The following is an 18985-nucleotide window of genomic DNA, read 5'->3' as shown; positions in this document are numbered from 1 at the left end:
AAAGACGATAGGGAGGTGGGACGATGGCTTATTTTCATATGAAACTCGTGCCGCCGCGTCCCAGCTTTCCACATGACGCCACTGGGGAGGAGATGGCGGCCATGCAGCAACATGCCGCCTATTGGCACGGGCATGCGCAAACCGGGGTGGCCATTGTCGTCGGCCCGGTCTTCGCTGCCGCCGGTGCCTTTGGCATGGCGATCATCGAGACAGAAGATGCCGACACCGCGAAGGCGCTCTGCGATGCTGATCCCGTCCTTCTTGCAGGACTCGGCTTCCGCACCGAAATCTCGCCGATGCCATCGATCATTCTCCGGCCGTCTGCTGCCGGATCATCTACTTAACGTATAACGACGAAAAATCAGGATCTGAACAATGGCCACTGAAATCCGCGTTCCTACCCTCGGCGAGTCCGTCAGCGAGGCGACCGTCGGCACCTGGTTCAAGAAGGTCGGCGATGCCATCAAGGCCGATGAGCCGATTCTCGAGCTTGAAACCGACAAGGTGACGATCGAAGTTCCAGCACCTGCGGCTGGCACGCTGTCCGAAATCGTTGCCCAGGCCGGGGAGACCGTAGGCCTCGGCGCGCTGCTCGGCCAGATCAGCGCCGGTAACGGTGCCGCCGCCGCTCCGGCTCAGGCTGCCGCACCCGCCGCTCCGGCCCCCGCCGCTGCCGCGCCGGTTGCTGCGGCCGCCGTTTCCGCTTCGGCTTCGGCTTCCGCCATGCCGCCGGCTCCGGCCGCCGCCAAGCTGCTCGCCGAGAACAATATCTCCGCCGATCAGGTCGATGGCAGCGGCAAGCGCGGTCAGGTCCTGAAGGGCGATGCCATCGCCGCCATCGCCAAGGCTTCCTCGGCGCCTGCCGCCGCGCCGGCTGCTCCGGTCGCCGCGCGCGCGCCGACCGCCGTCGAGGACGTCAGCCGCGAAGAGCGCGTCAAGATGACCCGCCTGCGCCAGACGATCGCCCGCCGCCTCAAGGATGCGCAGAACACCGCCGCCATGCTCACCACCTACAATGAGGTGGACATGAAGGCGGTCATGGACCTGCGCAACAAGTACAAGGACATCTTCGAGAAGAAGCATGGCGTGAAGCTCGGCTTCATGGGCTTCTTCACCAAGGCCGTCACGCACGCCCTGAAGGAACTGCCGGCCGTGAACGCCGAGATCGACGGCACCGACATCATCTACAAGAACTACTGCCACGTCGGCATGGCTGTCGGTACCGACAAGGGCCTCGTCGTTCCTGTCATTCGCGATGCCGACCAGATGTCGATCGCCGAGGTCGAGAAGGAGCTTGGCCGTCTGGCAAAAGCTGCCCGCGACGGCACGCTGTCGATGGCTGACATGCAGGGCGGCACCTTCACCATCACCAATGGCGGCGTCTATGGTTCGCTGATGTCCTCGCCGATCCTGAACGCGCCGCAGTCGGGCATTCTCGGCATGCACAAGATCCAGGAACGTCCGGTCGCCATCGGCGGTCAGGTCGTCATCCGTCCGATGATGTATCTGGCGCTCTCCTACGATCACCGCATGGTCGACGGCAAGGAAGCCGTGACCTTCCTCGTGCGCGTCAAGGAAAGCCTGGAAGATCCGGAACGCCTGGTTCTCGATCTCTAAGGGAGCGTTGGATCATGTCGACATGGCCCATGCGGACGCTGCGCGGATTGTTGTGCGCCGTCGCCGCATGGGTGCCATCATCCGCCGGCGCGGATGAGTTCGACGTTTCCAAGCTCAGCAGCAACCTCGATCTGGCGTCGTTCAGCGACGCCGATCTTGCTGCACGATCGATCACCGTCCTTCGCATCGGTAATGTCGAACTGACGTCCGGCCGCATCGTTGCCAGCGATCCGCTGGTCGGACCGGGCCGTCCGGCGCTGGTCAGGACCGTGCCTCCGGGCGATTATCCAGTGACGCTCTATGAAGCCTTCGGCCGCATCGCCGCCGGCAGCATTCGGTTTGCCGAGGGCAAGCCGGTGCGCTGGGAGCTGGCGCTCATTCCGGGCCAGGATATCAATGCGTTGAAGGGTGAGGAGTTCTTCGGCTATCCGGTGGATGCTGGCCTCGGCTGCTATATGGATGCCGATACCTATGCTCTCATTCAGGAGCGGGAAAAGCAGGTCCGGGCCGAGAAGTCGTCCTCGGATATCAACTACTATGACGATGTCCTGGCGCCCGAGCTCGAGGCGAACAAGGACAAATATACCATGCACCGGCCGGTGGCCGGCGAGCGTGGTAATGTCGCCATCTTCTGGAGCGGCTGGGGCGATGGCTTCTATCCGGTCTTCTGGGGCCTCGATGCCGGCGGGCGGCCGCTGGTTCTGTTCACCGACTTCGGCGTGACGGAGAACGCCGATGGCCGGCGCGAACCGGGAGGGGAATGACGATGTTGACTAACCGCATGATGACGCGGCTGGCTCCGGTGCGCTGGGCGATGATGGCCTTTGCTGTTAATCCGGCACTGGCTCTGGCAGGCGAATGCGTGCAGGAAAAGGCCGTCTACGGCGATATGGATGACGCCTATGAGCTGCGCTTCGAGCCCATGGGGTCGGAATCATCCGTCAGCAACAAGTTCAAGCTTGCCGTGCGCAACACCAACGTCGTGGCCGATGGCGTTGTCATGCGCACCGACGATCAAAAGCGCGCCGATGGCAGGATCATGTTCGAGTGCCCGGAAGGTGATGTGACCGGGGCCGATCTGAGGGCCTGCACCGTCTGGCAGGGCATGGTCTATGCCTCGGACCTGAAGGGCCATATCAGCGCACTTCCGACCGAGGGCGAGAGTGCGGCGGAACGGCTTTTCCTGCCGGCGCTCGGACCCTCGATCCAGAAGTCTTCTCTTTGGGGCGAGGGCAAGGCAACCGTCGCGCCCTGGGACGTCCTCAGCCTGAAAGGATGCTATCAATGAGCGAGAGTGCACCCGTTCTTCTCGTAACCGGCGGCAGCCGCGGCATTGGCGCGGCTGTTTCAGTGGCCGCTGCTCAGCATGGCTGGGCGGTGGCGGTCAACTACGCGTCCAACAAGGAGGCGGCCGAGGCTGTGGTGGCGACGATCCGCGAGGCTGGGGGCGAGGCGATCGCAATACCCGGCGATGTCGGCAAGCCCGAGGACATCAAATCCATCTTTGCCACGATCGACGCGCATTTCGGCCACCTCGATGGCCTCGTCAACAATGCCGGCATCGTTGGTGTGATCCAGCGCCTCGACGAAATGACGCCTGAGCGGATCGACCGCATGTTCCGCGTCAATGTCACCGGCTCGATGTTGGTCGCGGCGAAAGCGGTGCGCCGCATGTCGACTCGGCACGGCGGCAAGGGCGGCGTGATCGTCAACGTTTCTTCTCTCGCCGCCACGCTCGGCGGCGGCGGGCAATATGTCGATTATGCCGCTTCCAAGGGGGCGATCGATACCTTCACGGTCGGTCTGGCGCGCGAGGTGGCGGCCGAAGGCATCCGCGTCAATGCCGTCCGGCCCGGCATCATCGATACGGATATCCACGCCGCCGCCGGCCTGCCGGACCGGGCTCGCGACATCGCTCCGCAATTGCCGATGAAGCGTGCCGGAACGGCCGACGAGGTGGCCGACTCCATCCTCTATCTCCTGGGGCCTCACGCATCCTATATAACGGGTGCCTTGCTCGACGTGAGCGGTGGCCGTTAAGCGGAAGGGTGGCTTTCATGCAATATATTCTCGAATTCCTCGGCCTGATGGCGGTGTTCTCGATCTTCATCGTCATTCCCGGCGCCGATTTTGCCGTCATCCTGCGCCAGAGCATCGTGCATGGCCGCCGTGCCGCCATGATGACCGGGCTCGGCATGGGCTTCTCGCTGCTCTTCCACATCAGCTACACCATTCTCGGCCTCGGCCTGATCGTCTCGCAATCGCTTGTCCTGTTCAGCATGATCAAATGGGCCGGCGTTCTCTATCTCGTCTATCTCGGCCTCAAGTCGTTCCGCGATCCGGGCTTCAAGGTGGCGGAAATCGAGATCACCGATGCCGACCGCAAGCCGGTCTCCGTCTGGCGTTGCCTGGCGACGGGCTTCATCACCAATGCGCTCAACCCGAAGCCGGTGCTGTTTTTCCTGTCGCTGTTTTCGACGCTCGTGCATCACGACACGCCGGCGCTGATCCAGTTCAGCTACGGCATCGGCATGGCGGCGGCTCTGGTCGCCTGGTTTGCCGGCGTCTCCACCTTTTTCACCGTCAAGCCGGTTCGCGATCGCTTCATCGCGTCAGGCAAATGGTTCAACCGCATCACCGGAGCGGCGCTCGTCGGCTTCGGCATCCGCCTCGCCTTGGCGCGGGCGGCCGACTAACAGAGATAGAAAACAAGGAAATTAAACCATGTCCTACGATGTGATCATTATCGGAACCGGCCCGGGCGGCTATGTCTGCGCAGTCAAGGCGGCGCAGCTCGGCCTGAAGGTGGCGGTCGTCGAAAAGCGAGTGACCTTTGGCGGTACCTGCCTCAACATCGGCTGCATTCCCTCCAAGGCGCTGCTGCACGCTTCCGAAGTGTTCCATCAGGCCGGCCATGGCATGGACGCGCTAGGCGTCGAGGTTGCAGCGCCGACGCTGAACCTTGGCAAGATGATGGCCCACAAGGACGCGACGGTTAAGTCGAATGTCGATGGCGTCGCCTTCCTCTTCAAGAAGAACAAGATCGATGCCTTCCAGGGCACCGGCAAGATCGTTTCCGCCGGCAAGGTTGCCGTGACGGCTGACGACGGCAAGGTGACGGAGATCGAGGGCAAGAACATCGTCATCGCCACCGGCTCCGACGTTGCCGGCATTCCGGGCGTGCCGCTCGAAATCGATGAGAAGATCATCATCTCCTCCACCGGCGGCATCGCGCTCGACAAGGTGCCGGGCAAGATGATCGTCGTCGGCGGCGGCGTCATCGGCCTCGAGCTCGGCTCGGTGTGGTCGCGCCTCGGCGCCAAGGTTACCGTCGTCGAATATCTCGACACCATCCTCGGCGGCATGGACGGCGAAGTCTCCAAGCAGTTCCAGCGCATGCTGGCCAAGCAGGGCGTGGAATTCCATCTCGGCGCCAAGGTGGTCGGCGTCGAGAAGTCCGGCGGTGGCGCGAAGGTTACCTTCGAGCCGGTCAAGGGCGGCGACAAGGTCGTGCTCGACGCCGATGTCGTGCTGGTCGCGACTGGCCGCAAGCCCTATACGGCAGGCCTCGGCCTGGAAGAGGCCGGCGTCGTGCTCGACAATCGCGGCCGCGTCGAGATCGACGGCCACTTCAAGACCAACGTCGCCGGCATCTATGCCATCGGCGACGTGGTGAAGGGCCCGATGCTGGCGCACAAGGCGGAAGACGAGGGCGTGGCGCTCGCCGAGATCCTCGCCGGCCAGGCGGGCCATGTGAACTACGACGTCATCCCGAGCGTCGTCTACACCCAGCCGGAAGTCGCCTCCGTCGGTAAGACCGAGGAAGAGCTGAAGGCCGCGGGCGTCGCCTACAAGGTCGGCAAGTTCCCGTTCTCCGCCAACGGCCGCGCCCGCGCCATGCTGGCGACCGATGGTTTCGTCAAGATCCTGGCCGACAAGGAAACGGACCGGGTTCTGGGTGGCCATATCGTCGGCTTCGGCGCCGGTGAGATGATCCACGAGATTACCGTGCTGATGGAATTCGGTGGGTCGTCGGAAGATCTCGGCCGCACCTGCCATGCGCATCCGACCATGTCGGAAGCCGTGAAGGAGGCAGCGCTTGCGACCTTCTTCAAGCCGATCCACATGTAAGAACGGCGTTTAAGCTCGGTCGAATACTGGGATTGCAATGCACATGCGATGATGCGATGAACGGGGCCTCTCGTGCATCGCATCATCGAAGCTCCCCCAATCACCGAAGCAAGCATGTCACGCCAAATCCCAGCTATTGCCGCATCCCTACAACTGTTCATTGTTGTCGCCTTCACGGTCCTAGCGACCGGTGTGCTCCCGGCTCATGCCGAAACGCCTGATGTCGGTTGGCCGCAGGCCGCCAGCGATCTGCCGGCGGAGCCCGATCTCCGTTTCGGCACGCTGCCCAACGGTATGCGTTTCGCCATCATGCATAATGCGACGCCTGCGGGGCAGGTGGCGATCCGGTTTCGCATCGGCACCGGTTCGCTCCAGGAAAAAGACGATCAGCAGGGGCTGGCGCATTTTCTCGAACATATGGCGTTCAAGGGTTCGACCCACGTTCCCGAAGGCGAGATGACCCGAATCCTCCAGCGCCTCGGCCTGGCCTTCGGCGCGGATACGAACGCTTCGACCAGCTACAACGAAACCGTCTATGCGCTCGATCTGCCTGAGGCCGATGCCGAGACGGTTTCCACCGGCCTGATGCTGATGCGCGAGACGGCGAGCGAACTCACGCTGGACGCCGGCGCCTTCGACCGCGAGCGCGGCGTCATCCTCTCGGAGGAGAAGCTGCGCGATACGCCGCAATATCGGGGCGGAACCGGCTTCATGAACCTGCTGCTGCCCGGCCAGCGCGTGCTGCTGCGTCCGCCTATCGGCAAGACTGACATCATCAGCAACGCACCGGTCGATCTGGTGCGGGACTATTATCGCACCAATTATCGGCCGGAACGCGCCACGCTGATCGTGGTCGGCGATATCGATGCGGCGGCCCTCGAAGCCGACATCCGCAGCCGCTTCAGCAATTGGATGTCAAATACACCGGCGCCGGCGGAGCCCGATCTGGGCGCTCTTGAAAAACACGGGGAGCGCGTCGGAACCGTGGTTGTGCCGGGTGGCGCCACCCGCGTGCAGATCGCCTGGACGCGTCCCTATGATGGTTCGCAGGACACGGTTGCCAAGCGTCGTCAGCAGTTGATCGACGGGATAGGGCTGGCTGTTCTCAACCGGCGCATCTCCGTTCTGGCGCAACAGCCCAACCCGCCCTTCGTCAGCGCGCAGGCCGGTTCTCAGGATCTGTTGAAGTCCGCGCACGTCACGATGATTGCCGCCGATAGCGATCCCGACAAGTGGCAGGCGGCGCTTGCCGCCATCGATCAGGAGCAGCGCCGCATTGCCGAGTTCGGTGCTGCGCAAAGCGAGATCGATCGCGAGATTGCCGAATACCGGTCGACACTGCAGGCGGCTGCGGGCGGCGCTGCAACGCGCACGAGCCCGGACATTGCCGGATCTTTGGCCTGGAGTGTCGGCGAAGGCGTGGTCTTCACCTCGCCGGCGGAAGACCTCTCGCTCTTCGATGCTGCGATGAAAGGCTTGACAGCGGCCGAGGTCAACCAGAGTCTCCAGGCTGCCTTTGCGGGCAACGGTCCGCAACTGGTACTGCAGATCCCGCAAATGCCCGAGGGCGGTGTCGCGGCTGTTGAAAAGGCCTATGCGGACTCGCGCGACGTGCCGGTTATTGCGCCGGAGCATACGACAGCGGCCGTCTGGGCGTATACCGATTTCGGGAAGGCCGGAGCCGTCGTCGAACAGCGAGTCGTCGATGATCTCGGCGTGACGATGGTACGCTTTGCCAACGGCGTCCGCCTGACCGTCAAGCCGACAAAGCTCCGCGCCGACGAAGTCCTGGTTCGTGCGAATATCGGTCGCGGCCGGCTCGATCTGCCGCATGACCGCCCGCTGCCAATATGGGCGGCGCCGGCGGTGCCGCTGTCCGGCCTCAAAGCAATCAGCTACGATGACTTGCAGAAGGCGTTCGCCAGCAACGTCGTCGGCAGCGACTTTTCCATCCAGGATGGCTCCTTCAGGTTCGAGGGGGCGACGCGGCCGAGCGACCTGGCGACGCAATTGCAGCTTCTGACGGCCTATGTCTCCGATCCAGCCTACCGTCCTGATGTCTTCAAGCGGGTGCAACAGGCCTATCTGAACAGTCTGACGCAGCTTCAGGCAACGCCAGGGACCGTGGTCGGCCGCGATCTTCCCGGGCTTTTGCATTCTAATGATCCGCGCTGGACTTTTCCGGACCGGACACAGTTGCTCAACACCAAGCCGGAAGATTTCGAGGCACTCTTGCGGCCGTTCCTTTCCAGGGGGCAGATCGAAGTCATCATCGCCGGCGATGTTCAGGTGGATGATGCGATCCGCATGACCGCACAGACCTTCGGTGCGCTGCCGGCCCGGCCCGATGCGCAGGTGCGGACCGACAGCAGCGCGCTTTTTCCGGCACCGACGCCGGAACCGGTCGTGCGGCTTCAGGACGGGCGAAGCGACAATGCCGGCGCGCTTGTTGCCATGCCGATCGGCGATTTTCTCTCCGATTTGCCGCGCGCCGTTGCCGCCAATGTTACAGGAGCGATCTTCCGGAATCGCCTGATCGATCAGTTCCGCATTGCCGAGGGCGCGACTTACAGTCCACAGGGCGACGTCGACCTGTCCAGATCGATCCCGGGCTATGGCTTTGCCTATGTCTACGTCGAGACAGTTCCGGCGAAGGTGGATCATTTCTTCAATCTGGTGGACAAGATCAGCGCCGATTTGCGGGATAGGGACGTTTCGCCGGACGAGCTCACGCGCGCCAAGGCTCCGATCGTGGAGGAGATAAAGCGTTCGCAGCAGACCAACGGCTATTGGCTGGAGAGCTTGCATGGTGCCCAGACGGATGCCCGGCGTCTCGAACGGATTCGCGGCAGCATCAACGGCTACCAGTCCATAACAGCGCAGGATGTCCGCGCAATTGCGACAGCCTATCTGAAGCCGGAGACGTCCTGGCGTATGAAAATATTGCCGGCTAACGGATCGGCTGTGCGCTAGCCGGCCGTCCATCTGCACAATCGTCGCAGCCGGCATTTGTCTGTTCAGGTTGATGTGCTGAGTGTGATAGCTTGCGGGGATGGACGCAACGGGCGAGACGATGTCTGCAAGGCCTCGGATGGTGATACCGTATATGCCGCATCCCGCGCTGCCGGGTGCGGATTGGGCGGATTGCTATGAGCTGCAGGTCGCGAGATCGGATTTTACGGCAATTACGGCTGCGCATGCCATGCTTGGCCGGTTTCCGCTGTGGGTGCGGCTATTGGTGCGGCTGCGCGACGCCGTGACTGGTCTGTTCGGATTGAGATCCAGCCGTAGCCTGGTGGCGGATGAGCTGGAAACGATCGGTTTCTTTCCGGTCGTTAGCAAGTCGGACAATCAAGTCGTTCTGGGGTTCGACGATCGCCACCTCGATTTTCGTGTCGTCATCGACGTGCGGCACGACGATCAGGGGCGTCGGCTGGTCGATGCGACGACATTGGTCAGGCGAAAGATATGGCTCGGGCGGATCTATATAGCGCTGATTACACCATTCCACCGGCTGATCGTCATAACAATGCTCGCCAATTTCGGCAGACGGATGAGCGCGGTCAGTTTACTGCCGTTACCGTGAAGCCCTGCTTGCGCAGCAGCGCTACCAGGCCCTGGTCGCCGGCCAGATGCAGCGCGCCGACGGCGATGAAGGCGTTGCCCTTGTCGAGGATCGGTGCGGAGCGTTCGGCCATCACCTTGTTGCGATCGAGGATGATGCGCTGCTCGAAGGCCGCCGTGTCGTCGTCAGAGATGTTCTGGTCCGGCTCGATTACCTTCAGCATCGGGATCATCGCGCCGATATTGCCGGCACGATAGAGATCGGTCATCGTTTCGTTGACGTCGTTGATCTTGTCGCCGAGTTCGAGCGTCTGGATCAGCGACTTCAGATGCAGCGCGATGGGCAGATCGCTCATGGCCTTGGCCTGCTCGGCCAGCGTCTCCAGGCCCTTGACCTGCTTGCCCTCGGCGGCGGCGTCGCTTGCCAGCTTCTGATCGAGGAATTTCGCGCCGGCGGTCTTGCGGTGGATTTCGCAGCCGGTCATCTCGAAAGAGCTCGAAATCAGCCAGGGTTGCATGCGGGAGACAGCGGCAAGCGCAATGCCGCGCGCCTTCAGTCCCGCTTCGAGCTTGGCGTTATCCTCGGGCGACAGATGCTGGCTGATGGTCGAGCCGTCGGTGAGCATCGTCAGCGACGGATTGGCGAAGAGGGCCGCGGCTGCCCTCTTGTCATCGAGAATTTCGTCGGATTCGACGACGATCGTATCGGCGGCCGCTACGGCCTCCGGCGCGCCCTTCGGCATGGTGAGCACGCGCGAATCCGAGACATGCATGGTGCCGAGCAGCCAGGAAGGCTTCAGGCCTGATTTCTCGATCTTCCAGAAGATGCCCTTGCCGTTTTCCACTTTATCGCCTGCCGCGATGATGGAGGCATATTTGGCAGGATCGGTTTTCTGCAGCTCCGCCATCAGATCCTTGCCGCCGCAGCTGTCGGACACCGTCTCATCGGCGTGCGCCGATTGCAGCGTCAGCATGGTTGCGATCAATATGATCGCCAGCATCAGCGGAAAGGCCGTGGCGAGCCAAAGGAGCATGCCACCGATCGCCGGCGTCGGTGACCGCATCGTCCTGGATCCGAGGGCAGAAATCATCTAAACCTTCCGCTGGCAGAGGACATGACTTCTAAAGCTCGAAAGCGGCTTTCGGGAGGCATGTCGAAACATGTTTCTGCTCTATCCTTGCGAAACGCATATTCCCTTAACGCAAGGGGTTAATCTTTTCTTACGCTCGCGGATGGGCGCGATCGTAGACTTCCAGAAGCCGCGAGGAATCGACGCCGGTATAGACCTGCGTCGTCGACAGGCTGGCATGGCCGAGCAATTCCTGGATGGTGCGCAGGTCCCCTCCGCCCGCCAGCAGATGCGTCGCGAAGGAGTGGCGCAAGGCATGCGGCGTGGCGGTATCGGGCAAGCCGAAGGCGCTGCGCAGTTTCTGCATGCCGTGCTGGATGATGCCCGGCTGCAGCTTGCCGCCGCGCGCGCCGCGAAAGAGGGGGCCGTCCGCGTCGAGATGATAGGGGCAGAGCGCGCGATAGTGATCGACCGCCTCGACGACGATTGATAGTAGCGGCACCAGCCGCGTCTTGTTGCCCTTGCCGGTGATGCGCAGCGCAGTCGCGCCCGGCGGCATATCCTGCGGCTTCAGATCCAGCGCTTCGGAAATGCGCAGGCCGCAGCCGTAGAGCAGGGTCAGCACGGCCGCATCGCGCGCAGCGATCCATGGCTCCTCATGCAACTGTGCCTCATCGCTGACCACCGTGATGGCCTGCGTATCGGAAAGCGGCTTGGGAAGCGATTTCGGCTGTTTCGGCGAGCGCACGGCCGCCGCGCCTGCGGCATTCACCAGGCCTTTCTTTTCGAGATAGCGCAGCAGCGACCGAAGGCCGGCAAGATTGCGCCCGAGCGAACGGGCGCCGGCCCCTTCTTTTCGGCGCGCGGCGAGAAAACCGCGAAAATCGGCGGGGCGCAGCGCGTGAATATCCGCGATCGTTGCCGGGCCGCCGAGATGGCCGGTGAGAAAGGTGAGGAATTGCCGCGTGTCGCGCTCGTAGGCATTCAGCGTGTGGGCGGAGAGCCGCCGCTCCTGACCGAGCGCGTCGAGCCAGCGGCTACGCTCCGCCATCAACCTTGAGTCGGCAATGATCAACAATTCGTTCAGTGGAAAACCCCTTGAAATTCAAATTCCTTCTGCCACTTTGAATTAGGGAAGGTTATGGAATCACTAACTTTCCCGTTGCACTGCTTGCATTTCCGATGTGCTGCGGGAGCAACGGCACTCCAAAAAACTGCATATGGGCCGGTTCCTAAATCCCCGATGATTTGGCGGCTATATGCGAGGCGCTTGTCATGCTTCGATCATATTCGGTTGCAATAGAATATACCCCAACCATTCAGGATACTTCATGGCACGCCGCGGTTCGATAACTGCATTGGGACAGATTGCAGAAGCGATCGCTTTGGTGTCGCAGGGTCAGCCGGGACATATTGTCGATATGCTGATCGCCGAACGTGGCGAAAAGATCGTTCGCAATCCGCTCTGGCCGGTCATGCGCCCCTTTCTCTACACGCTGCTGCGCTACAACAAGGCGATCGAATTCGCCAATGATGTCGCCAAGTTGTCCGGCTTTCAATGCTTCGAATATATGAGCGATCTGCTCCAGCTCGACATCGACGTCACCCACGCCGATCGCATCCCGGCATCCGGCGGGTTCATTCTCGTCAGCAATCATCCCACCGGCATTGCCGACGGCGTCGCCGTTTTCGATCTCCTGAAATCGCGCCGGCCTGACATGATGATCTTTGCCAATCGCGATGCCGTCCGCGTCAATCCGCGTTTCGCCGAGATGATCATTCCGGTAGAATGGCGAGAGGAGCACAAGAGCAAGCCGAAGACGCGCGAGACACTGCAGCTGACCAATCGCGCCGTCGCCGACGGCAAGGTCACCGTGCTTTTTCCGTCCGGCCGCATCGCCTATTGGGCGGACGGCAAGCTGAACGAGCGTCCGTGGAAGACATCCGCCGTGGGTCTGGCCCGCAAATACAATCTGCCGATCCTGCCGGTGCACCTGACGGCGCGCAATTCCGGCCTGTTCTACTGGCTCGCCAGATGGTCGACCGAGCTGCGCGATATGACTGTCTTTCACGAGCTTCTGAACAAGCGCGGCGACCAGTTCGACTTCCTCGTCGGCAATCTCATTCCCGTCGAGCATCTGGACGGCGACGTCAACGAGGTGACGAAAGCGCTGGAGAAACACACGGTCGTCGATCTTGCGGCTGACGGCAATGCGAGGTTCTCGCCGCTCGTTTCGCCCAGGCGGCAGGACGAGGCCTTGGCCGCGCATTCTCTTTAAATCGGGAATCGGCTAGACCGGGGCATGCAACTTCGCTCGATGTTCGCCCAGAATTACCGCTCTTTGCGTTCGATCCGAATGGATCTCGCTGATGTCAACCTGTTCATCGGCGAGAATGGCGTCGGCAAATCCAATCTCTATCGTTCGCTGCAGCTCGTACAGGCGGCGGTCCGTGGGCGGCTGGCGCATGAGATTTCCAGCGAGGGCGGCATGTTCTCGGCCATGTGGTCGGGCAAGCGGCGCTCGCATGAATCAGCCCGCATCCGCTTCGATGTCGAGCTGCTCGACATGGAGCGGGCAGCGACCTTCCGCTATTGGATCGAGGCCGGCATGCGGCCGCCGCTTGCCTCTGCCGGCTTTCCATTGGAGCCGCAAGTCAAGGCTGAGGAATTGTCGATCGAAACGGGCCGGCGGTCGGTAACGATGATGAAGCGCGACGGACCGGGCATTTCCGTTCGTGGCGAGAATGGCCGCATGCAGGCGCATCCCGAGCAGGCGCTGACATCCGAAACGGCGATCGCTCTGCTCGGCGATGCCGGATATTATCCGGAAGTCGGCACGTTCCGACGGGCCGTCGATGCCTGGCGGTTCTACCATGGCTTTCGCACCGATCGCGGCTCGCCGCTGCGTGCGCCATGCCTTGCGGTGACTTCTCCGATGTTGGACGAGGACGGCGCCAATATCGCTGCCGTCTTCGCCACGCTTGTTCACACGCGCGAAGATACCGTTGAACTCGATCGCGTCATTGCCGCCGCCCTTGGTGGGGCGCGTCTCGTCGTGCCGGAACCGCAGGAGACGGCGGATTTCGGCCTGATGCTGCCCGAATTCCCGAGGCGCGTCTTTCAGCCGCGCGAATTGTCCGACGGCCAGATCCGTTTCCTCGGCCTGGCGGCTGCGCTGATGTCCTATCGCCTGCCGCCGCTGATCGCGCTCAACGAGCCGGAGGCGAGCCTGCATCCCGACATGCTGGTGCCGCTTGCCGAGATGATCGCGCAAGCGGCCAAGACCAGCCAAATCTGGATCGTCACCCACTCGGAGGTTCTGGCCGCTGCCGTGCGCGAGCGCTGCGGCGTGCGGCCGCGCCGGGTGATCCGCGAAGATGGTGCCACCTGGATCGACGGCATGCGGCTGACCGGTGTGATCGACGATGAAGACGAATAGTGGCAATCCGGCAATCCGGGTTTTCTTTTGTGCCCGTCCGGGGCATGGTCTGGCGCAATGAATAAAGATTCTTCCGATCTGTTCGGTGCGCTTTTCGAGGCTGCGCCCGCGAAACTTGTGATGAGCCGCACGGTTCCGGTTTTGGTGCCGTTGCCGGCGCCGAAGGCCTATTCCTATGCGGTGCCTGAGGGGATGGCGGTCGAGCCGGGTTCTGTCGTGCAGGTGCCGCTCGGGCCGAGGCAGGTCATCGGCGTCGTCTGGGATGGCGACGAGGATGGCGGCGTCGATCCGAAGAAGCTTCGCCCCATCAGTCGTGTGTTCGATTGCCCGCCGCTCGGCAAGCATATGCGCGATTTCATCGATTGGGTTGCCACCTATACGCTGTCGCCGCCGGGGCTGGTGGCGCGCATGGCCTTGCGCGCGCCGGCCGCCTTCGATCCCGAGCCGATGATCGAGGGGTTGCGCTTCATCGGCGGACAGCCGGAGCGGCTGACGCCGGCGCGCGCCAAGGTCATGGAGACTGCCGCCGACGGGCTGTCATGGACGCGCATTGGCCTGGCGCATGCGGCCGGCGTTTCCACCAGCGTCGTCGATGGGCTGATCTCGCAAGGTATTTTCGAAACCATCTTCCTGCCGCCGCCACCCGTCGTCGCCCGGCCCGATCCGGATTATATCGGCTCGCGGCTGGAGGGGCCGCAGAAGGAGGCGGCCGACGAGATATTGGTCGATGTGCGCAAGGGCGAGTTCTCCGTCTCGCTGATCGACGGCGTTACCGGCTCCGGCAAGACGGAGGTCTATTTCGAGGCGATCGCCGAAACGCTGAGGCGCGGCAAGCAGGTGTTGATCCTACTGCCCGAGATCGCGCTGACGGCAAGTTTCTTGGAGCGCTTCCAGGATCGCTTCGGCGCCAAGCCGGCGGAATGGCACTCGGATCTCGCGCCGCGTACGCGCGAGAAGGTCTGGCGGCAGGCGGTGACGGGCGAGGTCAGGGTCGTGGCCGGGGCGCGCTCGGCGCTGTTCCTGCCCTTCGAGGACCTCGGCCTGATCATCGTCGACGAGGAGCACGATCCGGCCTATAAGCAGGAGGATCGCGTTTATTACAATGCGCGCGACATGGCCGTCGTGCGCGGCCGCATCGGCGATTTTCCCGTCGTGCTGGTTTCCGCCACGCCCTCGGTCGAAAGCCAGGTCAACGGACAGAGCGGGCGCTACACCACCATTCACCTGCCGACGCGCTTCGGCGATGCCGCTCTTCCCGACCTGCATCTGGTCGACATGCGCCGCCACGCGCCGGAACGCGGCGGCTTCCTCTCGCCTGTCTTGCTCCGCGCCATCGGCAAGACGGTTGCCAAGGGCGAGCAGGCGTTGCTGTTCCTCAACAGGCGCGGCTATGCGCCGCTGACGCTTTGCCGCGTTTGCGGCCATCGTTTCCAGTGCCCGCAATGTTCAAGCTGGCTGGTGGAGCACCGGTTTCGCGGCCAGATCCAGTGCCATCAATGCGGCTATGCCGAGCGCACGCCGGAAGCCTGCCCGGAATGCGGCACGCTCGACCACCTCGTTGCCTGCGGGCCCGGCGTCGAGCGCATTGCCGAGGAAGTGGAGCGGCACTTTCCCGAAGCGCGGACGATCATGCTTTCTTCCGACATCATGGGCGGCGTCAAGCGGCTGAGATTGGAGCTCGAAGCCATTGCCAAGGGCGAGGCGGATATCGTCATCGGCACGCAGTTGGTCGCCAAGGGCCACAATTTTCCGCTGATGACGCTGGTCGGCATTGTCGACGCCGATCTCGGCCTTGCCAATGGCGATCCGCGCGCCGCCGAGCGGACATTCCAGCTTTTGTCTCAGGTGACGGGACGCGCCGGCAGAACCGGGCTGAAGAGCCACGGATTGCTGCAGACCTACCAGCCGCAGCACCCCGTCATGCAGGCGATCGTCTCAGGCGATGCCGGCGCCTTCTACGAGCGCGAGATTTCCGAGCGCGAGAGGGCGGTGCTGCCGCCCTTCGGCCGGCTCGCCTCGATCATCGTTTCGGCCGAAACCCGCCAGGATGCGGAGACCCATGCCCGCAGCATGCGCAACGCCGCGCCGCAGGTGCAGGGCATTTCCGTGCTCGGGCCGGCGGAAGCGCCGTTAGCGCTGGTGCGCGGCCGCCACCGGTTCCGGCTGCTCGTGCACGGCCGGCGCAATTCCGACATGCAGGGGTTTCTTCGGGCCATGCTGGCGCAATCGCCCAGGGAGCGCGGCTCGGTGCAGGTGCAGCTCGATATCGATCCACAGAGCTTTCTGTGATTTGACCCGGCTGATATGGCGGCATGCCTTTCCCTGCTCCGCCGGATCATGCCATAAGTCGGCCGTCTCATTCAGGTGATTTGCGCACCGATCGATCTTCTAGGGGCGACCGATGGAATTCTATTTTCCGACCGAATTCGGCGAGCAGCTTGCCTTTTGCTCGGCGGCGTCTACGGCGCTGATCGGTCTCGTCATGATGTTCGCGCCGGGCTACACTTATCGCTTCCTTCGATTGCAGGTGCGCGAGGGGCGATCCGAAGCCTATGCCGAGGCGCGGTCGGCGGGCGGCTTCCTTGCCGGCTTCGGGCTGGTGGCGATTCTGCTGGCTCAGCCTATGATCTATCTGGCGCTTGGCGCCTCCTTCGGCGTTGCGGCGTTCGGCCGTATCCTTTCGATCATGTCGGATCGTGGAAGTGTATTCTTGAATCTTCTCCTTCTGGTTGTGCAGGCGATTCTGGCCGCTCTACCGCTTCTCTACGGAATGGGCTATATTTGAACTGAAATAGGCTCGGCGTGGCCTTATTTCCCTGCGCTATCCCCACGCTTTTCGATTTTTGCCATCATAATTTCACCCGAATGGCGTATTCCGTGGATACGCGTGTTGCGAGTCTCAATATCCTATGTTAGACGAACCCCGAATTTCGGATGAGGTAGGAACGTACTCCTGCTGATTTCTGGGGGAAATCAAAACGAATTCAAGGATATATGGCTTCCGTCACCCGGAAGCCGAGTTCTTGGGTTGAAATCAGGGAAATTTGTGCCCGTGGCAGACACATCCCAGCATATTTCTGGTGTTGCAGAACGATATGCCTCGTCATTGTTCGAATTGGCCCTTGAGGAGGGCGCAGTACCGACAGTGACCGCCGATCTTGATCGGTTCCAAGCCATGCTCGATGACAGCGCCGATCTGAAGCGCTTCGTCCTCAGTCCGGTCTTTTCGTCTGAGGAGCAGGTCGGCGCGATTGAGGCGCTGGCGACTAAAGCTGGCTTCGGCGCCTTCGTTACCAATTTTCTGAAGCTTGTGGCCAAGAACCGGCGCCTCTTTGCGCTGCCGGGCATGATCAAGGCTTTCCGTATCATCGCCGCCCAGCATCGCGGCGAGATTTCCGCCGAGGTCACCTCGGCGCATGCGCTTACCCAAGCGCAGGAAGATGAATTGAAGGCGGCGCTGAAGGGCGTCACCGGCAAGGACGTGGCGATTGCCGTCACGGTCGATCCGTCGATCCTCGGCGGCCTGATCGTCAAGGTTGGTTCGCGTCAGATCGATACGTCCCTTCGCACCAAACTCTCCACCCTTAAGCTTGCATTGAAAGAGGTCGGCTGATGGATATCCGCGCCGCGGAAATTTCCGCAATTCTGAAAGATCAGATCAAAAATTTCGGCAAGGAAGCTGAAGTCTCCGAAGTCGGCCAGGTTCTTTCCGTCGGTGACGGTATCGCCCGCGTCTACGGTCTGGATAACGTCCAGGCCGGCGAAATGGTCGAATTCCCGGGTGGCATCCGCGGCATGGCGCTGAACCTTGAAGCCGACAACGTCGGTGTGGTCATCTTCGGCTCCGACCGCGACATCAAGGAAGGCGACACCGTCAAGCGCACCGGCGCGATCGTCGACGTTCCGGTCGGTCCGGAACTGCTTGGCCGCGTCGTCGACGCGCTCGGCAATCCGATCGACGGCAAAGGCCCGATCAATGCGACCCGCCGTTCGCGCGTCGACGTGAAAGCTCCGGGCATCATTCCGCGCAAGTCGGTTCATGAGCCGATGTCGACCGGCCTCAAGGCCATCGATGCGCTGATCCCTGTGGGACGCGGCCAGCGCGAGCTCGTCATCGGCGACCGCCAGACCGGCAAGACCGCCATTCTTCTCGACACGATCCTGAACCAGAAGGCCATCCACGATGCCGGCCCGGACAGCGAAAAGCTGTACTGCGTCTACGTCGCCGTCGGCCAGAAGCGTTCGACCGTTGCTCAGTTCGTCAAGGTGCTCGAAGAGCGCGGCGCGCTGAAGTATTCGATCATCGTCGCCGCGACGGCGTCCGATCCGGCTCCGATGCAGTTCTTGGCTCCGTTCGCCGGTTGTGCCATGGGCGAATATTTCCGCGACAACGGCATGCATGCGCTGATCGGTTACGACGACCTGTCGAAGCAGGCCGTTTCCTACCGCCAGATGTCGCTGCTGCTGCGCCGCCCGCCGGGCCGCGAAGCCTATCCGGGCGACGTTTTCTACCTGCATTCGCGCCTTCTCGAGCGCGCTGCCAAGATGAACGATGAATTGGGCGCCGGTTCGCTGACCGCTCTGCCCGTCATCGAAACGCAGGGCAACGACGTTTCGGCCTTCATTCCGACCAACGTGATCTCGATCACCGACGGCCAGATCTTCCTTGAAACCGACCTGTTCTATCAGGGCATTCGTCCGGCCGTTAACGTCGGTCTGTCGGTTTCGCGCGTCGGTTCGTCCGCGCAGATCAAGGCGATGAAGCAGGTTGCCGGCTCGATCAAGGGCGAACTCTCGCAGTATCGCGAAATGGCCGCCTTCGCTCAGTTCGGCTCGGACCTCGATGCCGCAACGCAGCGTCTGCTGAACCGCGGTGCCCGCCTGACCGAACTCCTGAAGCAGCCGCAGTTCTCGCCGCTGAAGACGGAAGAGCAGGTTGCGGTGATCTTCGCCGGCGTCAACGGCTACCTCGACAAGGTCGCGGTTCCGCAGGTCGGCAAGTTCGAGCAGGGTCTGCTGTCCTACCTCCGTTCGGAAGGCAAGGAGATCCTCGATACGATCCGGACCGAAAAGGCTATCAGCGACGCGACCAAGGGCAAGCTTACGGCTGCTCTCGACAGCTACGCCAAGTCTTTCGCCTGATCGGACCTCACTTCTAGGACG

17 protein-coding genes are annotated in these 18985 nt (G+C 62.3%); 15 read left to right on the top strand and 2 right to left on the bottom strand.

Going from position 1 to position 18985, the window contains the following annotated elements; all coding sequences use genetic code 11:
• The first annotated feature begins 23 nt into the window (after positions 1-23).
• The 9 genes from FHT28_RS24560 to FHT28_RS24520 all read left to right on the top strand — a co-directional run bounded on the left by FHT28_RS24560 (position 24) and on the right by FHT28_RS24520 (position 9334).
• Positions 24-344: a YciI family protein gene (locus FHT28_RS24560; protein ID WP_037196803.1), complete on the top strand. Its 321-nt coding sequence runs from the start codon at positions 24-26 to the stop codon at positions 342-344.
• A 31-nt stretch (positions 345-375) separates the two neighbouring features.
• Positions 376-1617: a 2-oxoglutarate dehydrogenase complex dihydrolipoyllysine-residue succinyltransferase gene (gene odhB, locus FHT28_RS24555; RefSeq protein WP_168597585.1), complete on the top strand. Its 1242-nt coding sequence runs from the start codon at positions 376-378 to the stop codon at positions 1615-1617.
• A 14-nt stretch (positions 1618-1631) separates the two neighbouring features.
• On the top strand, positions 1632-2381 hold the full coding sequence (locus FHT28_RS24550) for a DUF4241 domain-containing protein (RefSeq protein ID WP_168597584.1): 750 nt from the start codon (positions 1632-1634) through the stop codon (positions 2379-2381).
• Between the two features lie 20 nt (positions 2382-2401).
• Positions 2402-2905, top strand: coding sequence for a hypothetical protein (locus FHT28_RS24545; protein WP_168597617.1), 504 nt, complete (start codon positions 2402-2404; stop codon positions 2903-2905).
• Positions 2902-3657 (top strand): SDR family oxidoreductase, encoded by a 756-nt coding sequence (locus tag FHT28_RS24540; RefSeq protein WP_168597583.1) that lies wholly within the window; start codon positions 2902-2904, stop codon positions 3655-3657. Before FHT28_RS24545 ends, FHT28_RS24540 begins: the two co-directional genes overlap by 4 nt.
• A gap of 17 nt (positions 3658-3674) precedes the next feature.
• Positions 3675-4313, top strand: a complete 639-nt coding sequence (locus FHT28_RS24535; RefSeq protein WP_047553600.1) for a LysE family transporter — start codon at positions 3675-3677, stop codon at positions 4311-4313.
• Positions 4314-4341: 28 nt separating this feature from the next.
• Positions 4342-5748 carry a dihydrolipoyl dehydrogenase gene (gene lpdA, locus FHT28_RS24530; RefSeq protein WP_168597582.1) on the top strand — a complete coding sequence of 469 codons (1407 nt, stop codon included), beginning with the start codon at positions 4342-4344 and terminating at the stop codon, positions 5746-5748.
• 114 nt (positions 5749-5862) lie between these two features.
• On the top strand, positions 5863-8721 hold the full coding sequence (locus FHT28_RS24525; RefSeq protein WP_210255851.1) for a M16 family metallopeptidase: 2859 nt from the start codon (positions 5863-5865) through the stop codon (positions 8719-8721).
• A 133-nt stretch (positions 8722-8854) separates the two neighbouring features.
• The gene (locus FHT28_RS24520) at positions 8855-9334 is read left to right on the top strand and encodes a DUF2867 domain-containing protein (RefSeq protein ID WP_246704933.1); all 480 of its coding nucleotides are present in this window, start codon (positions 8855-8857) and stop codon (positions 9332-9334) included.
• On the opposite strand, the gene FHT28_RS24515 is transcribed toward FHT28_RS24520, so the two are convergent.
• Complete coding sequence (locus FHT28_RS24515) at positions 9312-10403, bottom strand: TraB/GumN family protein (protein WP_092573202.1); 1092 nt, start codon at positions 10401-10403, stop codon at positions 9312-9314. The two genes, FHT28_RS24520 and FHT28_RS24515, sit on opposite strands and share 23 nt — an antisense overlap.
• A 130-nt stretch (positions 10404-10533) precedes the next feature.
• Entirely contained in the window at positions 10534-11469 is a 936-nt protein-coding gene (locus FHT28_RS24510; RefSeq protein ID WP_037196791.1) for a tyrosine recombinase XerC, read from the bottom strand.
• 244 nt (positions 11470-11713) lie between these two features.
• Between FHT28_RS24510 and FHT28_RS24505 the strand changes: the two genes are divergently transcribed.
• The 6 genes from FHT28_RS24505 to atpA all read left to right on the top strand — a co-directional run bounded on the left by FHT28_RS24505 (position 11714) and on the right by atpA (position 18964).
• Positions 11714-12661: a 1-acyl-sn-glycerol-3-phosphate acyltransferase gene (locus tag FHT28_RS24505; RefSeq protein WP_092573203.1), complete on the top strand. Its 948-nt coding sequence runs from the start codon at positions 11714-11716 to the stop codon at positions 12659-12661.
• A gap of 24 nt (positions 12662-12685) precedes the next feature.
• On the top strand, positions 12686-13822 hold the full coding sequence (locus FHT28_RS24500; RefSeq protein ID WP_047637820.1) for an AAA family ATPase: 1137 nt from the start codon (positions 12686-12688) through the stop codon (positions 13820-13822).
• A 57-nt stretch (positions 13823-13879) separates the two neighbouring features.
• Positions 13880-16111, top strand: coding sequence for a primosomal protein N' (locus tag FHT28_RS24495; RefSeq protein ID WP_168597579.1), 2232 nt, complete (start codon positions 13880-13882; stop codon positions 16109-16111).
• A 112-nt stretch (positions 16112-16223) separates the two neighbouring features.
• A complete protein-coding gene (locus tag FHT28_RS24490; RefSeq protein WP_037196787.1) occupies positions 16224-16607 on the top strand; it encodes a hypothetical protein in 384 nt (127 codons plus the stop codon).
• 261 nt (positions 16608-16868) lie between these two features.
• Complete coding sequence (locus FHT28_RS24485; RefSeq protein WP_080760447.1) at positions 16869-17435, top strand: F0F1 ATP synthase subunit delta; 567 nt, start codon at positions 16869-16871, stop codon at positions 17433-17435.
• On the top strand, positions 17435-18964 hold the full coding sequence (atpA, locus tag FHT28_RS24480) for a F0F1 ATP synthase subunit alpha (protein ID WP_037196785.1): 1530 nt from the start codon (positions 17435-17437) through the stop codon (positions 18962-18964). The genes FHT28_RS24485 and atpA overlap by 1 nt, the downstream gene beginning before the upstream one ends.
• Positions 18965-18985: the final 21 nt, after the last annotated feature.

Origin of the sequence: Rhizobium sp. SG570 (assembly GCF_012275345.1) — a bacterium.
In the GTDB taxonomy this organism is placed as follows: domain Bacteria; phylum Pseudomonadota; class Alphaproteobacteria; order Rhizobiales; family Rhizobiaceae; genus Rhizobium; species Rhizobium lusitanum.
The sequence above is the reverse complement of the archived record's forward strand: the minus strand, read 5'-3'. Positions and strand labels throughout refer to the sequence as shown.